This window comes from Algibacter sp. AS12, from assembly GCF_046736315.1.
Lineage (GTDB): Bacteria > Bacteroidota > Bacteroidia > Flavobacteriales > Flavobacteriaceae > Algibacter_B > Algibacter_B amylolyticus.
The window spans coordinates 3,322,111-3,348,093 of the sequence record NZ_CP151841.1 but is presented as its reverse complement, the minus strand read 5'-3'; the positions used below and the strand labels follow the sequence as shown (position 1 = coordinate 3,348,093).

12 protein-coding genes are annotated in these 25,983 nt (G+C 33.1%); all 12 read right to left on the bottom strand.

All coding sequences use genetic code 11. The features are described from left to right. Window positions 1–10: 10 nt before the first annotated feature. Window positions 11–1,894, bottom strand: coding sequence for a RagB/SusD family nutrient uptake outer membrane protein (locus tag AAFN75_RS13795; RefSeq protein WP_411806875.1), 1,884 nt, complete (start codon window positions 1,892–1,894; stop codon window positions 11–13). Window positions 1,895–1,905: 11 nt separating this feature from the next. Beyond that, entirely contained in the window at window positions 1,906–5,037 is a 3,132-nt protein-coding gene (locus AAFN75_RS13790; protein ID WP_411806874.1) for a SusC/RagA family TonB-linked outer membrane protein, read from the bottom strand. A 168-nt stretch (window positions 5,038–5,205) separates the two neighbouring features. Further along, a complete protein-coding gene (locus AAFN75_RS13785; RefSeq protein WP_411806873.1) occupies window positions 5,206–8,274 on the bottom strand; it encodes a sulfatase-like hydrolase/transferase in 3,069 nt (1,022 codons plus the stop codon). Between the two features lie 10 nt (window positions 8,275–8,284). Further along, window positions 8,285–10,495, bottom strand: a complete 2,211-nt coding sequence (locus AAFN75_RS13780; protein WP_411806872.1) for a T9SS type A sorting domain-containing protein — start codon at window positions 10,493–10,495, stop codon at window positions 8,285–8,287. Between the two features lie 359 nt (window positions 10,496–10,854). After that, window positions 10,855–12,057 (bottom strand): tyrosine-type recombinase/integrase, encoded by a 1,203-nt coding sequence (locus tag AAFN75_RS13775; RefSeq protein ID WP_411806871.1) that lies wholly within the window; start codon window positions 12,055–12,057, stop codon window positions 10,855–10,857. Window positions 12,058–13,055: 998 nt separating this feature from the next. Continuing rightward, a complete protein-coding gene (locus AAFN75_RS13770; protein ID WP_411806870.1) occupies window positions 13,056–15,194 on the bottom strand; it encodes a beta-glucosidase family protein in 2,139 nt (712 codons plus the stop codon). A gap of 53 nt (window positions 15,195–15,247) precedes the next feature. Next, window positions 15,248–16,480: a hypothetical protein gene (locus tag AAFN75_RS13765; RefSeq protein ID WP_411806869.1), complete on the bottom strand. Its 1,233-nt coding sequence runs from the start codon at window positions 16,478–16,480 to the stop codon at window positions 15,248–15,250. Window positions 16,481–16,586: 106 nt separating this feature from the next. Continuing rightward, window positions 16,587–18,851 (bottom strand): WD40/YVTN/BNR-like repeat-containing protein, encoded by a 2,265-nt coding sequence (locus AAFN75_RS13760; protein WP_411806868.1) that lies wholly within the window; start codon window positions 18,849–18,851, stop codon window positions 16,587–16,589. A 279-nt stretch (window positions 18,852–19,130) separates the two neighbouring features. Next, window positions 19,131–21,386 carry a hypothetical protein gene (locus AAFN75_RS13755; protein ID WP_411806867.1) on the bottom strand — a complete coding sequence of 752 codons (2,256 nt, stop codon included), beginning with the start codon at window positions 21,384–21,386 and terminating at the stop codon, window positions 19,131–19,133. Between the two features lie 45 nt (window positions 21,387–21,431). After that, window positions 21,432–22,961 carry a sulfatase-like hydrolase/transferase gene (locus tag AAFN75_RS13750; protein ID WP_411806866.1) on the bottom strand — a complete coding sequence of 510 codons (1,530 nt, stop codon included), beginning with the start codon at window positions 22,959–22,961 and terminating at the stop codon, window positions 21,432–21,434. A gap of 212 nt (window positions 22,962–23,173) precedes the next feature. Further along, on the bottom strand, window positions 23,174–24,055 hold the full coding sequence (locus AAFN75_RS13745) for a hypothetical protein (protein WP_411806865.1): 882 nt from the start codon (window positions 24,053–24,055) through the stop codon (window positions 23,174–23,176). An 11-nt stretch (window positions 24,056–24,066) separates the two neighbouring features. Next, entirely contained in the window at window positions 24,067–25,956 is a 1,890-nt protein-coding gene (locus AAFN75_RS13740) for a RagB/SusD family nutrient uptake outer membrane protein (RefSeq protein WP_411806864.1), read from the bottom strand. Window positions 25,957–25,983: the final 27 nt, after the last annotated feature.

Genomic DNA, 25,983 nt, shown 5'->3' with positions numbered 1-25,983 from the left:
ATGTTATTTTTTAAAGTTCTTCATTAAAGTTAGTCTCTTCTGTTGGAATAGGTAAATATCCATTCTTTCCAACTGAGACATCACTATAATCATGAACATAATTAGTTGCCGCATTTTCAAATTCTTTAAAAACATTGTTTCCTGTACCATCAATAACCTCTATAACATCACCTAAAAGATTGGTGCCAACATTTGCGCCTCTTGCCAAATCTGGTGTAATAGGAGGGTCTGAACTATGCTTAGCATTTGGAAAAGTAACACCTTGGTAATACTGTGAACTTAAACTTGTAAAGCGTTCTTTTGCTACTCCCCAACGTCTTAAATCTATAACGCGTATGGCGTGTCCTTCTGCAGCAAGCTCTAAAGGTTTTTCAAAATACATAAGACGATCCATAAGTGAAGCGTCGTCATATGCCATACTTGGATCATCTACACGAGCTGCTAAATCTAAGGGTTCTAACGCCCAACGATTTCTTATTTCGTTTATAGAACTTATGGCATCACCCAATCTTCCCATATAAATATAACATTCTGCTAAATTTAAATACACTTCAGATAATCGGTTAATTATGACATTTTTACCCGATAAAAATGCATTACCATCTACTCCCGCATCTTCTTCAGTCTTTACACCCATATCATGATTTGTATATTTCTTAAAAGCCGTAAATATTAAACTATTACTTCTTAAACCAATAGGATTATCTCCATTTCCAAATGAGGATTGTAATACGTTTGGCACATTGTAAACTGGCGTATCTAAATCATTATTCATGAAAAGCATATTAGAGGCTCTTAAAGACTCTCTTCTAAAACCAGGCGTATTATTACCTCGCTCTACTATATTCATCGCATTTGCAGGATTTATAACTTCATTTTCATAGGCTATAAATAACCATGATGCTGGTTGTAAAAAATCATTTCCAAAGAAATTAAAATGAGCCGTTTCTTTAGCTAATCTACTATGTGGACTTTTTTCATTGTATTGATCTAACTCAAGCCCAAATTCATTAGTATAAGGGATTTCAAAAATTGATTCTTTATTAAATTCACCATTATGAGTAAACATGTAAGAACCTTCTAGTGTTCTAGTATCAACTCGTGTTTCTAATGCGTAGCCGTAATCATTTATTAAATCTTCATAAAGATCTTTAGCTTTTTCTATAAGTGCCATATCAGGGTTTAGTAATGGTTTACCTTCTGTGGCTTCATATAAATATGAATTAGCCAAAATCATGGTTGCCGCACCTTTTGTAACCCTACCTAAATCTGATGCTCCCCAAGATTCTGGTAAAAACTCAATGGCATCTGCTAAGTCTTTTCTGAAAAACGCAATAACATCTGCTGATGAAGAAACATCTTTATTTCTTTTTGCTAAATCAGTTTCATATTTATCACGAATAATAATCTTACCATTATTAAAAACAGAATGCGCATAAGAATGATATAAGCCTCTAAAAAAAAGCGCTTGAGATCTTTGTATATTCCATTCTTCAAGTTCTCCGGCGCTTAAATTCCCTTTAACTTTATCGAGAACTGCAAGCACTTGATTAGAAACAAAAATACCACGATACAACGCACTCCAGCGTTGAGCAATTCTGGCCGTTTGTCCATTTACATCTTGAGCATAGAAATCTGTATGTCCTTGAGCGTTTGTAGAAAGTTCAATACGTCTTTTTAGAGCTCCAATATCAGACCAAACGTTATCTTCCTGAATACTCATTACATATTGATTAAATAAAGTATTATAAAGACCATTAAGAACTCTATCTGAATCTTCCAATGAATTGGCATTATCCAGTAAATCTGGAGCATTGGGATTGGGTTCGTTTAAATACTCTTCGCAAGAAGAGAACATCATAAAACCAATTAAAATTATAATTATATTTTTCATTTTTATGTTTTTTAGAAGTTTAATCTTAATCCTAGGTTAACACTAGCACTTACTGGTATAAGGCCTCTATCAACTCCTTTAAATTCAATACTATTACCTCCTACTTCTGGGTCTAGCCCTGTGTAATCTGTTATCGTTAAAACATTCTGTGCATTGGCAAAAATATTTAATCTAGAAAAACCGATTTTTTCAGATACTTCTTTTGGCAAAGTATAAGCAATAACCACATTACGAAGTCTTAAAAACGAACCATCTTCAATAAAAACGTCTGATAAACTAGAGAAATTAGTATTTACAGAGTTGTCAAAAGTAGAAGGAAAACTAGGAATTGAAGTATTTTCATTAACACCTTCAATATATTGGTAAAGCAAGTCCTTATGTCGACCGGACCTATATGCGAATGCTTTTGTACCATTTATCACTTCGTTTCCTAAAGAAGCATACCAGTTAGCTGCAAAATACCAATTTTTATAAGTTGCACTTAAGTTAAGACCAATCTCATAATCTGGAAGCCCACTCCCTTTATATACTCTATCTTTATCACTAAATAAAACACCATCTCCATCAGAATCAACAAATTTTCTATCTCCTAAAGACTTATTTTCACTATAAAGTGCGTTGTATGCGTCTACATCAGCTTGTTCTTTAAAGATACCATCTGTTTCATAAACTAAAAAGGCACCAGCCTCACGACCTTCTTCTAATCCAATAAGTTGCGAGTTAGGATCTGAAAACACTAGGTTGTTAGGAAAGTAAAACCTTCCAGATTCAGAATTTAACTTAGTAACCACATTTTTATTTGTAGAAAACGTTCCTAAAATATTCCAACGTACATTACCCGTTTTTGGACGATATCTAATTGAAGTTTCAAAACCTTTATTAGTCATACTCCCCACATTTACAACTGTAGTTCGAGAACCCGTTTGGTTTCTATCAAAAAGGACAGTAGCACCAAAACTAGCAGGAATTTGAATTTCAGCAAGTAAATCATTTTTATCAGTTTCATAATAATCAGCAGTAACTGTAATTTTGTTTTTCAAAAAACTCATATCTAAACCTATGTTTTTTTGAATTGTAACCTCCCACTTAACTCCTGCATTACCAAAAGAATCTTGAATAAGTCCAGGTTGTTGTGCACCACCTATATTGGCATCATATTGAGGAACAAGTTGATTAAATCTTGTGTTGGGTTCAAATCTATCATTCCCTGTAGTACCAATACTAGCTCTAAATTTTAAACTGTTAATCGTATTTATATTCCAAAATTTTTCATCAGAGATGTTCCAACCAACAGAAGCAGATGGAAAAAATGCATAAAGATTATCCGAAGAAAATTGATTAGAAGCATCAACTCGTCCACTTAAACTTAATAAATAACGCTCATCATAATTATATTGTATCCGGCCTACTGTACCTATTCTTTTGATACGATAATCTGGATTGTTAGCGTTTTGTGGAACACCACGTAAACTAAAGGTGCCTTGTGAGCCAACAGTTGGAAGAATTGAACCTGAGGATAACGTAGGTGTGCTAGGGAATAACAATCCTCTATTTACAGCTCCTATTGACGTATAATAATCCTGTTCTAAATTGAAAAGTGCTAATGCTTCGACACTATGCTTATTAAATTCTTTTGAGTAATTTAGACCAGCATTAAAATTCAATAAGACATTTCGAGATCTTGCCTCAAAAACAAAACTTTCAGAAGCTGGTCTTAAATTAGCTCCATTAGCATCAAACAATGCAAAAGGAGGTTGAACAATTTTATTGAACTCATTAGTAAAGGTTCCTGCTATTAACGTTGAAAACTCTAAATTTTTATTTATTTTAAACTTAATATTAGAATTAGCTTCAAACCTATAACGACCAGCATCATTTGTTTGTGTTAATGCTTCAAGAACACGTTGAAAAGCACTTCCTGTTTGAGAATCATCAGTATCATTACTAGCAGATTGAGTATTAGCACTAACTTGATCTAAATAAGGTGCTGCTTGTTGTCCAAAAAACAGAAGCAAAAAACTAGGTCGCTTCCTTTCATCTATTGTAAAACCAAAACCGTTATTGAATGACCATTTATTCTTTTCTAAAGCTACATTTGCTCTCATATTATAACGTTTCAAACTAGAATTCACAACAGTTGCTTCTTGGTCAAAGAAACCAGCAACAAGACTATAATTTATATCGTCTTGTCCTCCTGATATATTAAAGTTGTAACGATTAACTTCTGCTAAATCATTATTAGTGAAATCTCTTAAATCGTTGTCGTTAAGTAAACTGAAACGATCTCCAGAAGCTGGAACATTATTATTTCTTGGATTTCTAATATCGAAAAATATCTGTTCATTGGTATTCATTAAAGGTGTTTGCCTTGTGATTATTTGAAAACCGTTTGACATATCTAAACCAACCTTAGTGTTTCCTGGTTTACCTTTTTTAGTTGTAATCAAAATAACACCTCCGGCGGCCCTAGTTCCATATATTGATGCAGAAGCTGCATCCTTCAAAACATCTATGGTTTCAATTTCATTAGGGTTTAATCCAGGATCACCATTAGATTGCGGCACACCATCAACAACATATAACGGGGAATTAGAACCTGTTAATGAAGAAACCCCTCTAATAAGGATACCTGCACTTTCTCCCGGCTCTCCACTAGTTGCAGTAACATTTACACCTGCAATTTGACCTTGTAAAGCATTACTTATATCACTCGTGATAACTTGTTCTATATCTTCTGCCTTTACCTGAGCTACAGCTCCAGTAATTTCCTTTTTCTTTTGAGTACCATAACCAATTACAACAACTTCTTCTAATTCGGAAACATCTTCCTTTAATGTCACGTTTAATTGTTTATCTGAAACTTTAAGAGACACCCCTTGCATTCCAACATAACTGAATATTAATGTATCACCCATGTTTGCAATAATGGCATAATTCCCATCAAAGTCAGTTACAGCACCTCTAGTTGTGCCTTGTACTAAAACAGTAGCACCCGGAATAGGCATACCATCTTCACCGTTTACGACACCTTGTACAGTGACCTCTTGTGCTTGGGCTGTAAACCCATAACTTAATACCAAAAACAATATGAGTAACCTCTTAACCCATAAATTTTTAGCAAATAATCCTTTTTTTACTTTCATTTGTTTTAGTTTAATTAGCTATTTAATTTGTTTCATAAGTTTATAGTATGTAAAGTTAGAAACTTTAAAAAGTTACATTGTAATAATTTTTACCCCTTACATACTATATATTACCTATGTGAATTTAGTTTAGGCATTTATTGTAAAAAAAATATTTTATAGACTTATTTACTTTGAGAGCTTAATTATTTTTCGTGTTATTGAAAAATCATCAGATTTAACTCTTAAAAAGTACATACCACCAGACATACTAGACGTATCAATATTGAAATTAGATAAATTTGGGCTTAACTTTTTTATTATTTTCCCGGTGAGTGACAAAACTTCAACTTGTACTTTATCATAGTTTTTATTAAGTTTTACACTAAAGCTATCTGAAAATGGATTTGGATACACTTTTAAATCAAAATTTGATTTATCGGTACTATTTGATGATAACGTTATTTGTCCTAAAAATATGTCTCCTATATTAGAGGCAACAGTTTCAGAACTACTCCATAAAAAATAAGCATTTGATTCATCTAAGTCCCAATTTTGATAATTATTAATATTAGCTCTTATTGTAGCAATACTTCCCGTTGCTCCACCAGTATATACGCCATGGTTTACATCCCAAAGGTTTAAAGTTTCGTCACCACCTGTAACATCAATATCAAACCCTACTAGAGCAGTTGGTAACTCACAATATGCATTACCACCACCTGCGGCCCAACCTGCAGCAGATACTATACCATTAGTGTTTAATCCAGTAATCCAATTACTACTGCCATCAGCTGGGTGTGTTGAAGAATCTCCGTTATAGATTAAAACACTATCTCCTGCTGGTGAAAGATCCCAATCGCCATCAGTACCAAATGTTTGTACTGTATTACCAACTTCGGTTTCAGCTCCTGCTATAACAGTTGTTACTTTTCCATTATTTCCAAGTTTAAAAATAGTCCCGATAGCATGAGCATCAGTTGCTGTCCATGAGTAAACATCATCAATACCAAAAGGGCTACCTCCGCCACCTGTATTAAATGAGCCATCAGATTTCCATCCACGGTTTGAAAAGCTCAAATTAGTTCCAGCATTTATATCTTTAAGGATCACAAAAGCTACCTCTCCACTATTACCACTCGCAGCTTTAAAACCAGCTATAGCAACATCACCTGCCGTTAAAACAGTAGGTGTAATTGGATCAAAAAGAGTAATACTTGCAGGCGTAGTATTTACACTTCCTACACTTGTAGATTGTAATGTAATAATAACCGTTTCACTAATTTCTTCAAGAGCATCAGTACCAGCTACAATCGTAATATCAGAACTATTAGTTCCGTTCAAAATAGTTACTGTACCAGATAAAGCTGTATAATCTGTTCCTTCTGTTGCCTCTCCACTTAATGTATAGGTTACATCTATATCTTCACCAGCTAAAATGCCATCTGGTAAACTTACTGTAAAAACACCATCAATCTCTCCTTCAATAGCGTCAGTTTCACCTGTAATACTGATTTCACTAATTTCACTTTCAAGTAATAATAATTGACTTTCAAGAAGTAAATTATAACCAGGCAATGTACCATTATTCCATTCAGAACTGTGGGGATGTCCTGCGCCTCCTCCATCGTTATCAAACCAAGCTGGTTTTACATCTTTAAATTCAGCAACTAAAGCAATAGCTTGATCTAAAATATCTTGAATAATTTGTTCTGCACTAGGTTCAGACCCTCTTAAATCTGTTGTTTCTCCAGGATCGGTTAAAATATTATATAATTTCCATGTACCATTTCCTCCAGTCTTTACTATTTTCCATTGTCCCATAGCAATACCTCCATTATGAAAGCCATTATAAGGTCTCATAATTAATAAAGATTCATTTGCTCTAGCATCATTACCTGCTATTAAATCATCCATGAAATCTACACCATCAATAGTTTTACTTACAGGTACTGTTGTTCCAGCTAAACCTACTAATGTTGGATATAAATCTAAAGAACTTAATTGATGATTATAAACAGCTGGTGAAGTGATTTGAGCTGGCCAATGTACAAACATCGGTACTTTATGCCCACCTTCTTTTACACTTCCTTTTAATGCATCAAGCGGGTAATTTACAGCGCCTTTACTGTACGTATAACCTCCATTATCACTTAAAAATATGATTACAGTATTATTAAACTCAACGGTATTATTATCTAACTCATCAACAAGTCTACCTATATTAGCATCCATGTTAGAAACCATAGTAGCATAGGTAATACGATTCTGAGTAAATTCTTCAATTTTTGCTTCTCTTGCTGCTAAAATAGCATCGTCTTTTTCTTGTTGGGTCATGGCATCATAGGCTGCATCTCCAATATCATCACGAACATCATCTTCCATGTTACTATCACTTACTTGATTTGCATTATACATATACGAACTATTTCTTACCAAGTTGTAAAAATTTGGATTATCTGATAAAAATTGAGCCCTTTCAGCATCAGGTGCCTCTAAAGGTGTATGTGGTGCATTGTATGCTAAATACATGAAAAATGGATCATCAGAAGGTGCATTTGTGTTTATATAAGCTATAGCTTCATCTGTAAGCACATCTGTTAAATAATCTTCATTTGGAGCATCACTAAATTCGCTTTCAGTGACATATCCTCTTTGTCTCCATAATGGATCTTGATACTCATTAGTTACTGGATTACTTCCTCCTAATCTATTATAAAAATTATCTTCATAACCTTCTTCAAAATATCCTTTTCCTCCTCCAAGAAATCCAAAGAAATAATCGAAACCTCTATCTAATGGCTGATAAGAATTTTCCTCAAACCCTAAGTGCCATTTACCAAAAGCAGATGTATTATAACCTGAATCCTGAAGTAACGTAGAAAAATAAGTTTCGTTTGTTGGAATCCCTAAAGTTGTAGTAATATCGTTTGGCAAATTATATTGTGCTCCAATTCTATGTGGTAACATACCGGTTAGAATTGCTACTCTACTTGGCCCACAAAAGGGATGTGCCACGTGAGCATTTTTACAAATTATACCATTGTTAGCTAAAACATCTAAATTTGGTGTTGGAATCACTCCTTGATCAGCGGGAAAACTTGCATCTCGGTTAAACCCAACATCTGCATACCCCAAATCATCAGCTAAAATTACTATTACATTTGGACGCGTTTGTTGAGCTTCCAAAAAAAAGGTATTTGCTATCATGGAAATAAAAGCAATAAATACAATTTTTGTGAGCGTAAAATTTTTCATTTTTTTAAGTTTATTTAATAACAATTTTATTTGTTTCTGATTTTGTATTGAAAATTATAGAGATAAAATATACGCCGCTTTTTAAGTTTTCAATTGGCAACTTATAAGGTTCTGTGTTTTTATCAACTGATAATAATTGCGTACCCAAAATATCGTATAGTACAATTCGTTTAGCCCCAGAAGCGGAAACATTTATGTTCTGTAAAGTTGAAGCACTTATTGGATTTGGATAGATTGAAACACCTTTTGCTCTATCAAAATTTGAAATACTTAATGTGCCAGCACTTCCAATGTTGCCAAAATTAGCACCTACACTTTCGGCATAACTCCATAAATTATAAATTACATCTTCATCTGTAATCCAGTTAGCACTATTATTAATACTAGCCCTAAGAGAAGATACATTACCTAATAACTCACTGGTATAAAAACCGTTATCTTGATCTGAACCAACGGCATTGGCAGTTAATCCGTTAGCTAATATTGTTGGTAAGGCGCAAAAGGTATTTCCTCCTCCTGTTCCCCAGCCACCGTTAGTATTAATACCTGTTATCCAAGCTGATGACATTGGATCTATTGGTTCTGAAAAAGCACCATATACTTGATAAACTAATACAGAATCTCCACCACTAGAAAGGTCAAAGCTTGAATCATCATCTGATGAATCAATTTTCCCTAAAACATCATGAGTCATACTACCTACAATTGATTCAGTTCCTCCAGTAGCTCTTTTTACTAAACCGTCTGAATCTAATTTAAAAATAGTTCCAACGCTATAAGAAGTACCAGCTGTCCATGTCCAAACATCATCAACACTGTAATCTCCTGTCCATCCATCTTGTGATCCTTTCCAACTTCTGTTTGAGAATGATATTTTGGTGTTTGCTACAATATCTTTTAAAAGCATAAATGCAACGGCACCGTTGTTGCTACCTTCTGCTTTCCATCCTACAATGGCTACATCCCCAGCAGATAAAGTGGTTCCCGATAATGCTGTGTCTATAATATTAATCTCTGCAGGAGTTGTATTTATGGTTCCTACACTTGTAGATGACAAAGTAATTATTATGGTTTCGCTACCTTCTGTATCACTATCATCTATCACATTAATTGGAATTAAAGCACTGTTATTTCCGTTTAAAATTGTTACTGTTCCAGATAAGTTTGAATAATCTGTTCCTTCTGTTGCAGTTCCTCCTACCGTGTAATTCACTAAAATATCTTCACCTGCCAGAACTCCACTAGGTAAACTTACAGTAAATTCCCCATTGGAATCTGGTTCTGCTGCGTCTGTAGTTCCAGTTACTGAAACCTCATCTATAGCAGGATTTGTTTGCCAAACTCGAATATATTCAATTTCATAATCTACTGGTGTTGCTAAGTCATTTTGATCTGGTATGCCTAACCAAGGAAACGTTTCCGAATCAAACCAAATCCAATAAGATACGTCTGTTACCCATCTTTCATTATCAGCACCATTATTAGTGATTACAGATTTTAAAATTGTGCCATTAGGATGTAAAACACCGTCTATATAAACTTTTATATATTCTGAAGTCCATTCAAACCCATAAACATGAAAAGCATCAGCTGTGTTATTGTCTGCTTGAATATTACGCGTATGCGCTGGCCCATTACCATCTGGAAGATAATATGTATTGTTAGGGTCCCAACTAATCATATTAAATTTAAGTCGTTTTCTCCACGCTAAATTAACGTCCTTTGGGTCTCCAAACATTTCAAACATATCCAATTCTGACTGAAAACCTGTGGTCCAAAAAGAACTTGTAATTTCAGCTTTTGCAGCTTTAGACATTATTTCCATGTAGCCATATTGAAATTGCTGCTTACTTATAAGAGCAGCTGTCGTTATATTCTCATAAGCAACACCGTTTTGTGGCGTTGATGAAAAGGGGAAACTTGGTTCCCATTTTGTTCTTATTTTGAGTTTATCATTTTCTACTAAAACATTATTTGGATTAAATTGAGACGGTGCTCTACCAATAAAGTTAGACTTATAAATACCATCCTTTCCTTGAATTTGCCATTTCACTTCATCTAAGGCACCTCCATCAAACTCATCACTAATATCAGTATTCAAAACCCAATTACCATTATTCGAAGGATCGGAAACTGGGTAAACCTGAGCCATAACTTCTTGAAAACTGAATAGCGCAACAACAGCTATTAAAATCAAATTTTTCAAATTCAAATTAATCATAAAAGAGTTTCTTTTTAATTTAACACTCAAAATTACTTTAATCCTTAACTATGAATGCTTATAATATTACCCTAGAATTAATCTAAATTATCTAAGACGCTTAAAAAGATCTTTAAATTGAATATGAAGTAAAAGAAATGGAACCAATATTGGTTATAAAATGATTAGCTTTTTAAATCATTTGAATGATTCATTAGCAAAGCAGAAAAGTGTTCCACTTTGCAAAAACACCTTTTTTAACAAAAAAAAACCAAAGATTACTCTTCGGCTTTTATACAGGTTGGAAGACTCGAACTCCCAAATATTACTGCGGTAGACCCTAATTCTAGCGTGTCTACCAATTCCACCACGCCTGAATTTTAAAAATTAATAACTTTATCTAATGCCTCATCCGTATCTTTTTGAACAAAATTTGACTGATACATTATGGTAGTTGTCACCGAAGAATGTCTATATAATTTTTGTAACATTTGAATAGGTATTTTATCTCCAGAGATATTACCAAAACTATGACGTGCAATATGCATGCTTAATTTCTTATCTATTCCTGCTTTTTCTGCAACTATCTCTAATCGTCTATTAAAATTCCTTGTTGCTGTTTTTATCCTAGTTCTTATTAATTTTTCGTCTTTAACTTCAACACCTTCCAATTCTTTAAATAAATATATTGAGTTAACATTCCTATCAAGTTTATTTAGAATATTTAAAACTTTACTTGGAACTTTTAAAGAGACTAACTTGTTATTCTTCCCCATTGTATAATGTAGTCGATCATCTAAAAAATCCTTCCATTTCAACTTCAACACATCACTAACTCTTATACCTGCAAAATAGAAACTAATTAACCACACATCTAAAGCATACTGTTGTTCTTTTGTAAGCCCATTTATGTTTTCAAGAATTCTGATTTCATCAATATTCAACCCTATCTTTCTAGTTTCTGGAAATCTAATTTGATATTTTCCTTTTCCAAATGGATAAAACTGAGTATTAGCTACAGATTTAGTTATTGATATATTAAAAATTGTTCTAATGGTAATCATATAATTAACTGCTGTCCGCTTTGATAGATTGCGTTCGTTAAGTAGGAAATTCTCAAATTTTATGAGTAACTCAATATTTAATTCATCAAAAAAAAGTTTATCCTTATTAAGGAACTCTTTAAAAACTTCAATGCGCTTAATTTCAATATCTAACTGATGGAATTTCTTTCTGTCTTCAATTTTTTTTAGATAGACTTTTGCTACTTCAAAAAATTCATTAGTCTTCTTAGAAATTACTGATCTTTTAACATTTTTTGAAGATAAATATTTATTATTCGTTTCTGCATCCAATAATCCCCTATTGACCTTTGAAAGTTTTTTTAAAATTAATTGATTAATATTTAATGCATCAGGATGAGATTTTTTTACTTGTCCTTTATTATTATCCCACTGATTCTTCTTAATATATTGACCAGTATATAAAAAAGAAGTTTTCCTATCCTTTGTTATTCGAATTACAATGGGAAATAAGTTTTGAGAATTGGGTTTTGTCCTTATAACTGCTCTAACTGATGACATAAATGATGAAAATTAGTGTGTAAAGTAAATATACAAAACTAAGGTACAACATAGGTACAACATTTATTGATATTATTTGAAATAATACAATAACAAATAAAACTAAAACTCTGTAAATCAGTATAATTTAATATGCATTGAGTAGTTTTAATGCTAAACGGTTAGAGTTCATAACTCGGAGGTCGAAAAAAATGTTATTGATAAAGAATTAAGCCAAATCTGAAAAATATTAATGATCATTCTTATAATATACTGAATCAAAGGTTTTAAAATAGATGCAAAACATTAAAATTTGTAATTGTTCAGTCCCCATAAAAATACTATCAGTTTTATCAAAGGCTAGATTTAATTTATAGGGATAACTTGACTCCAGCTAATGACATTCGGGTTATAAACCCGATTATTTAAATGGAATGACAATTGATAAAATTAAATTTTAATTAGAACAATAGTAAAAAATGTAGGAATTTAAATTTCAGTTGACCAAATTCATCAAAAATTATCCATTTTTAATTTAGATTAACAATAAATTAGGAAGTGGTGCGTAATTCGGTGCGTAATTAATTTATCAATGCTGTTAAGCCCTATGAATTCTTAAAAAATGAAATTTTGGATAGTTCCTCATTCTCCGCTAGGAATTGTTTAAATTCCACAAAAAAATCCCATAAACATTTTGTTTATGGGATTTTTACATTTTACTTAAGATAGAAATTAACTCAAATGCCGTATATATTTTCCTGCAATAAGTCAATCAAAGGTTGAAAAATTTGATTAAAACTCAGAAAACCAGCATTTACATTGAGCAAATTTAAAATAGAATTCTTCTTTTTATCTAATAAGATTTTTCTTATCTATTTACAAGTAAAAAAAATACACCTATATCATATTGAAAACCATTGTTTTTAATATTTCTGCTACTATTACCAACAGAACAAATACCAGTAAATAGCTGAAATTTGAAATACAATTTCAGTTATTTACTAGCGTAACAGATAAGATTAGTCTAATCTTATAATTTCTTGATTAGTTATTTGGCGTGAAGATGTTCCAACAGATATTATAAACTTTCCTTCCTCAAGTTTCCAATCATGAGTTTGTACATCCCAAAAGGCAAACGCTTCTTTTGTTAAATTAAAAGAAAAAGTTTCGCTTTCATTAGGCGCAAGCTTAATTTTATCGAAAGCTTTCAACTCTTTAGTAGGTCTATTTACAGAGCTTTGAGGATCTCCTACATACACTTGAATAACCTCACTTCCTGCAACAGAACCTGTATTGGTAATTGTTCCTTTAATATGAACTTCTGGCTCTTCGTTATTTGTATTGGTCACTTCAATTTCAAAATCTGACATTTTAAATGTTGTATAACTTAATCCAAATCCAAACTCATAAGCTGGCTTAATGCCTTTTGTATCGAACCATCTATATCCTAAAAGAACGCCTTCTTTATATTCCATATCGTAACCATGTACTGCAGAACGTTCTTCTGGTATAAAAGAAGCTTTAAGCGGTGCTGGATCTATAACTGCTTTTGGCGGCCAAGTCCCTAACGCATGTGGCGCATAATCGTTTAATTTTTTAGCCATTGTAAAACTTAGTTTCCCTCCAGGGTTTGTTTGTCCGCTTAAAATACTTGCTATAGCATCGCCTGTAGATTGGCCAGCATACCAAGCGCTTAAAATGGCCTTTGTATTGTTTTCCCATGAACTTGTTTCAAAAGCACTAGCAGATTGTACAATTACCGCAGTTGAAAATTTATTACTCCATTTATTAATAGTCTCACTTTGATTACCACGTAATGCTAAAGTTGTCATATCGTGACCTTCACCTCCTTGTTGCCCTTCGGCAAAGTATAAAACTGGATATTTTGAATTTACATATTGTTTTAACTTAGCATCGTCAATATCGTTAATGTCTTTTATTTCTATTAATTTATCTTTTCCATAAACATTAATTAAACCTGCCAATGGTGTTGTAGAAAACTCAGAGTCTACTTTACTTGATCCTCTTCCTGATGCTACATAATTTAAAGCTGGTCCAGTAACAATAATTTTACTAATATCATTTGCTTTTAATGGCAAAAATGTATTGTTGTTTTTTAATAAAACCATGCCTTCTGCCGCTGTTTCTAATGCTATTTTTTTATGTTCTGGTGTATTGACTTTAAATGCACTCTTGGTCTTTTCCTTATCTAAAAGTCCTGTGCGTTGGTAGAGTTTTAAAATACGGTAAACGCGATCGTTCAAGTCTTTGTCTTTTATTGTTCCATTTTTTACAAGCTCTAATAAATCTCCATTTCCGTAAACATAAGCACAGAATCCCATACTCATATCTAAACCTCCTGTAAAACTTGCTAGTGGTGTATAGGCTGCTCTCCAATCACTAACAACAACACCGTCGTAATTTAATTCGTCTCTTAAAATAGAGTTAAGTATATTTTTGTTTTCTGCAACATGAACACCATTTACAAGATTATTACCAGCCATTATTGTCCAAACATTAGCATCTTTTACAACGTTTTCAAAAGGTAAAAGGTGTAACTCTCTTAATGTTCTTTCATCTACTTTAGAACTAATAAAATGGCGTAAACCATCAATATCATTAGCCACAATGTGTTTTGCACAACCAGCAATATTATGTTTCTGTAACTCCTCTATATAAATATTTGCAAGTGTTCCTGTTAAATAAGGATCTTCGCCCATATACTCAAAATTTCTTCCAGCTAAAGGTGAGCGCATTAAATTAATTCCAGGCCCAAACAATACTTGTTTATCAAATGAAACCATTTCGTTAGCTAACACATTTGCATATTTTCTAACTGCTGTTGAATCCCAAGAACAGGATAAAGAAAGTGTAGATGACAACGCTGTAGAAGGTTGATCGCTGTCAAAATCACGTAAACCTACTGGTCCATCTAGCATTTTTATTGGAGAAATATTTAATCTTGGAATACCACCACTTTCAAATCGTTTTGGAATACTATCGGAAATAAATCCATGAAGCAGACTTACTTTTTCTTCTACAGTTAATTGACTAATAATACTATTTAAATCGTCGCTACCTTTTACAGTAGTTTGATTCGAACACGAATTCATTAACACGAATAATATTAAAGTAAAAGTAATTTTATGAATAGTCATTTTATATTTTTTTAAAAGATTTTGTATGGATTGATCCTGTAGTTTATTGTTATTTATTTTAAAATCCATATTGGTGCAAGCCAAGCTACGGGTTTTGAAATCTCTACTTTTTTAGTTTTTGTATTATCCCAAACTTGAACAAAGAAATAGGTATCTATATCTTTATTTTCTATAGACACATTAAAGTAGTTTTCGTGCTTCAAGCTTTTAGGCTCAATAGATTTAATGATTTTACCTTCTCGAGTTATAATATCTATTTTGGATATCTTATCGGTCTTATCATCAATATCAGGGTCATTAATATATAATTGTAGATTATAGGTTTCTGATTTAGGGATACTACTTCCCATAATAGAATCATTAACCGAATAACGACACTCTAAATTCTTATCATAAGTAGCATACGTTCTTCTTTTACGCATAGCGTTTAAAATAGCTTTTGGCGAATTATTTTCTGCTAAAACAAAAGTTCTTGATTCTGCTTTTGAAATTTCTGTGTAATTATGGTTATCAATACCTGCTACTGGAGAAACCTTCCAGCCTTTATCTAAAGCATTTACAAAACCTTCATATTTAGACTTTTTGCTATTAATTATTTCTAACAAGGTTATTATTTCGGTAATTTCATCATCACGATACGCCCAGTTATTAAATTGTTTTTTATCGGGGTGATTAAACGTTACCACTACCGGATTTCCTGTTTTTAAATTTTTTGGATTTTCTTTAAGCCAATTATAGAAATATGGAATATCTATTCCTGGACGAATGGCATTAATGTATGTAGAAGACCCAATTACATTAAAATGTCCCCTTCCATTATTGCTATCATTCTCTGAGTGTTCTACACCCATAAAAGCTGTGAAATCACTATTTGAAGCCATTTCTGCTTGTTTTTGGGCAACTGCCCACGCTGTATTGTTTTTACTATCTGGAAAAAAAGCTTCTTCTTGTGAATGGTCTGTAACGCAGTAAAAATTAAAATTGGCATTTTTAGCTTCTTCATAATGTTTTTCTGGTAAACCTTGAAACAAGTCCCAATTTTCCTTAAGTTCTTTATTTTTTGGCCTGCTAACAAAGAGAGAATCTGTAAACATAACCTTATCTCCTTTAATAAAATTTGCACTTTTTTTTAAATGACTACCATGAGAATAGGAAAATATAGAATGCGCATGAGTATTACCATTTAAAATTTTTAGATTTTGAAAAGGGACTTCATACGTTTGAGCAAAACTGCCAAAACCTAATAAAGCTATAAAAATATAGATTAAAAATTTTGATTTTTTCATAATAAATCTATTCTGATTTTTTTTAAATATAAACTTAAAAAACTTATAATGATAGACGGCGAAAAGAATTACACCGTCTAATATATTTATTGTATTAAATTAGTTTTTAATCATTTGAAGAAATGAGCAAGCCTTTACCATCTGTTATTAAAACAATGTAATCATCAGATGCGCTCATATCAATTGCTGTTGCCGCTACTTCTCTCAATGTATCATCGGCTTTATCAATCCAACCACTTTGAGTGTTATGAGGATTGTTAAGTCTGTATAAAAAACAATCGGGACTGCTTGCATTTTTAGGCCTTGCATATACTAATAAACGGCCACTAGGATCTAAAGACATTGCTCCCGGGTTATCAGTTAGATAGTTTAAATCAACCTTAGAAGGAGAAGAACCAACTGAAGCATTATCAATTCGAAATACATCCTCATCAGTTGAAACATACAATATATCTTTTAAGCTATCATAAGCTAAATAGCCTTCATCTTTTCCAACTGGTTCAGTTAGAATTTTAGTCCATGATACACCGTAATCTGTCGTTCTCCAAACACCAGTTAGCCTATCAAACTTAAATGTAGTTGTATTACCATTAGTTACCACTGAACATCTAAGCCCATTGTTAGACTGAAGCCCCCTAAAAGCTGGAGTACTACGTGAAACCCAATTAGTTGAAAAATTATTACTATTTGAAGGTCTATCCGAAGTTATAATCTCTCCATTATCTACTGCAGCAATTATACGCTCCGTTCCACCAGGAAACTCAACCCAAGAACAACCTATAATTCTCTTAGGAGAAGGAGTATTTGTAACTTCGTCAACTACTGGAGAAGATGTGGAAAGCGAAGAAACGATTCCAAACTTACCTTCTTCATTATTATTATCCCGTTCATTAGCTGCAAGTGCCAACTCAGATCCATCAGGCGAAAAAGTAATTCCATGACCCGTAGTTACACCGTTAAGCCCTGCAGAATACCAATTAGAACCTCCATCACTAGATACCACTAAATCATGATCTGTATTCCCAACTGCTATTACACCAGTTTGATTATTTATATCCACATCTCGATAGGTTAAAATCTGGAATCCATTGGCTGGCCTCCAAGTAGCTCCTGAATCATGAGTAGTCCAAATAGCTGAAGTAGAACAAACAACCCATTTTCTATTATCATGCGGTGATACCTGAATTGACGCAACGTCACAATTGGATTTACCTAAAGCCCAATTTCCATGCTTTTGAAATACAAGTAAATCTTGAGTGCCATTCCAAGGCGTGTTAGATACTCCAGAAGCTGTTGTATTGGCCCAAGTTGTTCCACTATCCTCAGATAGCCAAATATCTCCATCACCAGCAGCGGTACCAACAACAATTCTATCTGTATTCCAATTTCTTTTATACCCACTTATAGCAGTTGACATAACTGATGTACCTATGCTACCAGTAATATCAGATAAATTGCCGTTAGATGGCACATATCTTCTTACCCCAAATCTGCCACAAGCTAGATAAAGTCGATTTCCTAAAAGCACAATAGATTCCACTACATCTGGTATATTTGAAATTTTCGTACCTGAAGGCGACGAAGTATCCAAATCGCTTATGAGCCACAATCCTTTATTCGGAATGGATGAATCATCTCCCCATAATCCCACATAAACTGAATTAGAGTCAGTAGGATGTTTGGCCATAGCACGAACGTGAACAGCACCGCTATTAAACACGCCATTTATCTTAGTCCAATTTGAACGGTTATCAGTTGATATCCATACACCATCCTTATAAGTGCCAGCCACCCATGTATTACCATATAGCCATTGAATTAAACTTGCATCTGTAGATCGTGGTCTACCCGTTGGTAAAGGTGCATTACTATTTTGAGCAGAAAAAGAAATATCGGAAGAGTCCACATTCCAAGATTCTCCATCGTCTGTAGAAGATATTACTTCACCACCAACACCTTTAAACCCTGTTCCTCCAACAATTACTGTACTCCCGTTAACATCAATGGCATTAAGAGTTGCTATTTTTTGGTGAGAATCTTGATACCCCAACCCTTTACATTTCGTTTTAAAACTTTTACCATAATCAGTTGAAACACCAGTCCCACCGATATCCGATCCAAAGTAAACTTTATCAGCATCATTAGGATCCCATGTTACAACATTCGGGTAACCACCTCCTACTGGTCCACTTTGCTCAAATTTTATCGTTCCTATTGTAAGATCGGACGAAGCAGTAAATGATAAATCTGCTTCAGATTTTTCTTCTGTATAAAACTCTTTCTCTTGACATGCCGTAAAAAAGTAAGACACAATTAAAATAATGTAAATTACTAATCTTGGCTTTTTAAAATTTGCTCTGTTAATCTTCATGTCTGGTTGTATTTAGTTGTTATTGTTTAGTCTTTGCCTTTAATAATTTTAAAGCTATAATTGTAATAATTATGATAGCGTTAGTTGCTTAGCAAATTTTATTTTTCATTTACATCCTAATTTTTAAATATATTTTACAATCCTTTTTGTTTTATAAAACTTCTTTAATTCTTATTAGTCTTTGGTCATTAATTACAGATTAAATATACATCTGTTAATATTTTAAAAACCTAGAATACACAAAGAGCTTTTTGCATACCTAGTCTCTATAGTATTCTTTTAATTAGGATAACTTTTAGAAACTAGCAGCCCTTTGCCTGAAGTTGTTAAAACAATTGTATTATCTAAAATATCTATATCGGTAACTGGCGGCGCTACTCTTTTAAATGTTTCATCTGCAACGTCATTCCAAGCATTTTGATCAGTTCCTGGGTTACTATTACAATACAACGCACAATCTAAAGTGCCAGAACTCAAAGCTTTTGCAAAAACTAATAAACGACCAACTGAATCTAAAGCTAGTGCCCCAGGTTTATTAGTTGGAAACAATAAATTATCGGTTGAAAACTCACTAGAGGCATCTTTAATTCTAATTATCTCATTTGAAGTAGAAACATATAATTTGTCGTTAGAGCTATCATATGCTAAATAGCCTTCATCACTTCCAGCTGGCGCTGTTAAAACCTGAGTCCAAGTCTCACCATAATCTGTTGTTCTCCAGACACCAGATTTTCTGTCATAAATAAATGTAATTGAAGCTCCATTTGTCACTACCGAACACCTAATTCCATTATTAGATTGCAATCCCATAAAAGAAGTAGTTCGTGTAATCCAACTTGACCAATTGCCATTAACGCGATCGACTGTTCTGACTCCTCCATCATCTATAGCAACAATAAGGCGTTCTGTTCCGTCAGGAAGTTTAACCCAAGAAGAGCCTACTATTCTCTTTGGAGAAGCCGAATTATTAATTTCATTCACTTCTGGTAATAAGGGCGTGTTAGGACTAGAAGCTACCCCAAATTTACCTGCTGTAGTGTTATTGTCTCGTTCATTAACGGCAAACGCTAATTCTTCTCCATTTGGTGAAAAAGCAAGTCCATTTCCAGTTGTTACCTCTCCAAATCCTATTGCGGTCCATTTATCACCTTGATCATTAGATAACAGTATGTCATGATCTGTATTTGCAACTGCGATTACTCCATTTTGGCTTATCTCCACATCTCTGTATGTTAAAATCTGAAAGCCATTAGCTGGTTGCCATGTAGCCCCTGCATTATCTGTAGTCCAAATTGCTGAAGTAGAACAAACAACCCAAGCATCTGGATTATGAGGAGATACTTGAATTGCAGCTACATCACATTTCACACCACCTAAAGCCCAATTACCATGTTCCTCAAATACAATTAAATTTTCATCACTTCCCCAAGGATTAAATGACACCCCTGAATTAGTGGTATTAGTCCAGGTTGTTCCACTATCTTCAGAAACCCAGATATTACCATTCCCATTGGCTGTACCAACAACAACTCTATCTGTATTCCAGGCTCTTTCCACACCATGTATGGTAGTAGACATAACTGTGGTTCCTATACTGTTAGTAATATCGGAAAGGTTATTATTTGACGGAACGTATCTTCTTACCCCAAATCTTCCACAAGCTAAATAAAGACGATTTCCTAAAACGGTAATAGACTCCACCACATCTGGTATTCCTGAAACTTTTATTGCTTCGGGTGTCGTATCTAAATTACTTATGCGCCATAACCCTTTATTTTCAATTGATGAATTATCTCCCCACAAACCTACATAAATGGTATTTGAATCATCTGGTGACATGGCCATTGCACGTATAAATACATCATCACTAAAAACATTTAATCTACTCCAACTTTTACGGTTGTTAGTTGAGATCCAAACTCCATCTTTATAGGTACCAGCAACCCAAGTAGAACCACTTACCCATTGAATTAAACTTGGATCTGTAGAGCGGGGTCTTCTGGTTGGTAAAGGGGTATTGCTATTTTGTGCGGAAAAGGATATATCTGACGAGTCGTGACTCCAGGTATCTCCACCGTTTGAAGAGGAAATAACTTCACCGCCTGTTCCTTTAAACCCAGTTCCGCCAACAATAATAGTACTCCCATCTACATTAATTGCATTAAGGGTTGCTATTTTTTGATGGGAATCTTCATATCCCAATCCTCGCGCTACAGATTCGAAATTTTTTCCATAATTAGTTGATCTACCAGTACCACCAATATCAGATCCAAAATAAATTTTTCCAGATTCATTAGGATCCCATGTTACAACATTTGGGTAACCTCCACCTACTGGTCCTGTTTGCTCGAATTCTAGTGAACCTATTACAAGGTCCGGAATAAGGGTTTCTTCCTCAGGAATTTCTTCGGTAGGAATTCCCTCTTCTTTTTCTTCAACAAAACCATCTTTATCTTGACAAGCAGAAAGCATACAAGAACTAACTAACAAGAATGAAAGTGTTAATTTTTTAAAATTTATTTTATTAATTTTCATGTTTTTTTTAAATTAAATTTTTAAATTAAATTTTTAAAATCATTGTTAATCATTACCTTTTATACTCTTGAATGATTCTATCATCTCATTAAGTTTAGCAGTATTTTTTTTAGCCAAATTTGTTTGTTCATTTATATCATCAACAAGGTTATAAAGTTGATACTCATCAGAACTACCAGTTTTAATATTCTGTTTTTTCATAACCTTTGGTCCTTTATAAGGCGGAATCATAACCCAATCGCCTTTTCTTAAAGCTGTTCTAGACATAGCTTCAATTACAAGTTCCGATCTTCCTTGAGAGGTTTCTCCTAGAAACGTACTTAACAAGTTTTGACTATCAGTTTGTGGTATTTCTTCTTTTACTAAATCAGATAGAGAAGCCAAAAGGTCTAATTGAGAAACTATAGCTTTGGAAGTTCCTGGTTTTATTTTTCCTTTCCAATATGTTACAAAAGGTACATGTGTTCCTGCTTGAAGCAGACTATATTTACCTCCGCTAAAAGGCCCCCATGGTTTATGGCTACCATTTTTCTCTACAGCTTCATCATAATAACCATCATTTAAAACAGGTCCGTTATCACTTGTAAATACTATTAATGTATTTTCTAGTAAGTTTTCATTTTCCAAAGTTTTCATTAGTTGTCCTAAAGTCCAATCTGCCTCTACAATAACATCGCCACGAGGCCCTTTTCCAGATTTCCCAACAAACTTTGGATTAGGAGTTCTTGGAACATGGGGTTGCTGTAATGCATAATATAAAAAGAAAGGTTTACTCTTGTTATCCATTACAAAACGCTGTGCTTCTTTTAAAAACGTTTTAGACATGGTGGTATCTACCCATTTAGCACTATTTCCTCCCTTCATGAAACCAATTCTTGAAATACCATTTACTATACTGTTATTATGAGTATGATGCCATTTCATCCTGAGCATTTCTGGGTGATCTAATGCTGTAGGTTCTCCAGGGAAATTTTCTTTATAACTAACTTCTATCGGGTCAGCAGGATCTAAATCAATTACTTTTCCATCTTTTATATATACAGTTGGAACTCTATCTTGAGTGGCAGCCATAATATAAGATTCATCAAACCCTACATCATTAGGACCCGGTGAAATATGTGTATTCCAATTAATATTACCATCTCCCAGTCCTAAATGCCATTTTCCTACTATACTAGTAACATAACCAGACTCCTTCATAAGTTTAGGAATAGTTACTTGAGACGTATCAATAAGAAGCGGAGCAGATCCTGTAAGTATTTTTGCGTCTTTTTTACGCCAAGGGTATATACCTGTTAAAAGTGCATACCTACTTGGTGTACAAGTTGCAGAAGTGGCATATCCGTTTTCAAAAACCAATCCTTGAGCTGCTAGTTTATCCATATTAGGAGTCGCAATTTCACCACCATTAAATCCAACATCTCCATAGCCAAGATCATCCATATATACTATAATGATATTTGGTTTTTTATCGATTATTTGTTGAACTTTATTTTCTTTTTTACAGGATACCACTAAAAACAGTAGTAACAGAAAGGAAAATTTATTAAGGTAATAACATATTTGCTTTTCCATATTTGATTTCTTATTCTTTAATTTTTATTAAAATGTAATTTTAAATGTTGTATTATAATTTTTAAATTTCCCGCTAATTATATAATTTACTATTAACCTATAAGTTATAGACTTAAGCGCATAACGTCGTTAAGCAAAAAACTTGCTTCAAAATAATCATGTAAACTATGCGTATTTAAAAATTAAAACAATGTATTGGTAATACCTTTAGTTTAAGGTACTACACTAAAAACTGTAGGTATTATAAAAGTATCTACACTAGCATTTAATGTTTCCGTACGTTCTCTTCTAGCTAATAATTCTATTTTAAAATCGCCAACTGAATTAAATGGAATCGTATCAATAATTCTTTTTTCAAAATCGCTCCCTCTTTCAAGTGTGCTACTAAAAATTGTTACGCGATCATCTTCATCTTCTACATTAGTTACAATACGCCACGTTGTTAATTCTGGTCTCGCATTATTGTTCTCAATAAAATTACTAAGGTCTTCAACAATTAATTGATCGCCTAAATTTAAGGTTACAGCAGAATTGCTTTCATAATCAATAATGGTTTCATTTAAATATCTAATTTCTGGTTTTGCAACAACCGTATCGTAAACATCTAATGAAAATTCATGTTCAGCAACCCATACGCCATTTACGTTTACGGTTGCTATAGTATCTTCAATTGACGTATTGGTTTCGGTATCGAAAATATTATACCTGTAAGATGTAGAATCTGCAAATTCACCATAATATTTTATTCTAGTATCTGAATTACCTTTTTTAAATAGAATACTAACAGTTTTTTCGTTTGAAACGTTAGTTATAGGTTCTTTTATATAATTATCATGATTAGGTAAGTTGTTCGGAATTGGTCCTTCTAGAAAGAATGAGTTTTCTGGAATAGTCCATTCGGTTACCAGAGCTCCTGCCGAAATATCACTAAAGGAGAAAAATTGATTAACCTCTGAATCTCTTACCTCATTTGCACCAGAACTCATGGTAATAAAAAGGTCTGTGAAAGATGGTGGTGTTTCGTAATCATCTTCATTACAACTAGTAATAAGTATAATAGGCAGTAAAAACAAAATTTTTAATACGTTTTTCATAATTATAAAAATTAATTTGAGTTTAAATTAGAGTTAATCTCATCTTGAGGTATTGGGAAATAAGAGTGTAAGCTTTCATTAAAATTTTGAGATCCTAATAAGTGATCTTTTAAATGAGCTTCTTCAGTTCTTCTATTTGTATTGGTTTCAATATTATCAGGGTTTCTAAGTGTTTCAAGAGGAGGCACTTCACCTGTAGGAACTAGAAAACATCTAAACCTTATTGGATTGGCTCCGTTAATATTTTGCCTGTAACTAAAAGCATCATATTCCGGCAAAGCAATGGCTTGTAATTGTTGTTTCCAAACGCCCCAACGTCTTAAATCTATATACCTTACACCTTCTAAAGCTAATTCTAATGGCTTTTCTGTAAACCTTAAGTGTTCTTTTAAATTATCAATATTTACAGATTGTTCTCCATTATCAGGATCCATATCAATATCATTCATGTAGGTAGAATTTCCAGAAAATTCGCCAATACCTTCGTTACCTAATAAAATAAGATGCGATCTTTTTCTAATTCTATTTATATACCTTAAAGCTTCGGTTAAATCGCCTTTTTCAATCATACATTCTGCATATAATAAATAAATTTCGGCTAAACGAATCACAGGGATATTTATACCCGATCTACCATCAACACTTGGGTCTTGATCTTCTCCATCTCCACCATTTTCAGTATTCCAACCTGTAAATTTTTTCCAAAAATTAGGAGAAGCTTTAGCATGAGATCTAGCATTTCTACTTATACCATATTCGCCAGTTGTAACACCGTACATCGGAGAATCTACATCATCTACCGAAGAAATAGAATTACCCATTCGGAAACTATACTTTCTCAAAACATTCTCGTCTACACCAATAAGGTCTCCATTACTTCTATCATAAAGATTTCTATTTAGATAATTTGCATCATCCAATGGGTCTGGTTTTTCTGCTCTATACTTTAGTGTTATCCAAGATGAAGGTTGAATAACTCTATTTATATTTAGTATTGATGAAATTCTTTGAGATACATTTTTCTCGTCTGTACCTAACTCAACGCCAATTTGTTTATAATTAATTTCAAAAATAGACTCGTTATTAAACTCATCAATTCCAGTAAAACATTTTTCTAGATTATCTGCTAAATTATAGTTGTAATTATTAATTACATTTAAAAGTATTGGTTCTGCAGTTGTAAAATCATTTTCATTCATATAACTTTTAGCAATTAAGGCTTCGCAGAAACCTGCTGTTACTCGTCCTAAGTTACCCGAACCTACATCGCCCCAATCATTATATGTTTTTGGTAAATTTTCTAAACCATATTGCAAATCTTCTCTATAAAAGTCTTTAATATCATCAGATGAAGAGAATGATTTTTGAAACTCATCAAACGTTGCAGGAACCGTGGCAAATAATGGTAAAGAACCATTGTTATAAGAATTATGAAGCACATAATAATAATATCCTCTAAGTGCTCTTGCTTGAGCAACAATTCTTATTCCTGCATCTTGCGAACTTTCATCTCCAAAACTAGATTTTAAATCTTCATAAGCATCAATAACTTGGTTCGCTCTAAAGACTCCGGTAAAACAAGCATCCCATTTATCTTGAACTTCGTCTGTGGTTAAATCAAATGTTTGATCGTATATAGGGTTCCCTGAAGTAAAATTTCTTTGTGTTCCTGGTACCGCTACATCTGTTCGATAAGGCTCAAACAAAGTACCTATAATATTTTCATCTCTTAACGACGCATAAACAGCATTTAAGCCCGCATTTAAATCACCTGTATTCTGCCAAAAACTTTCGTTTGTAAGTGCATTTGGATTTACCTGATCTAACTCTTCTGTACATGAATGCAATGTAATTACAAAAAGCATAAGAGGAATTATTCCATTCTTTAATGTATTTTTCATCTTTAATTTTATTTTTTTGTCTTTATT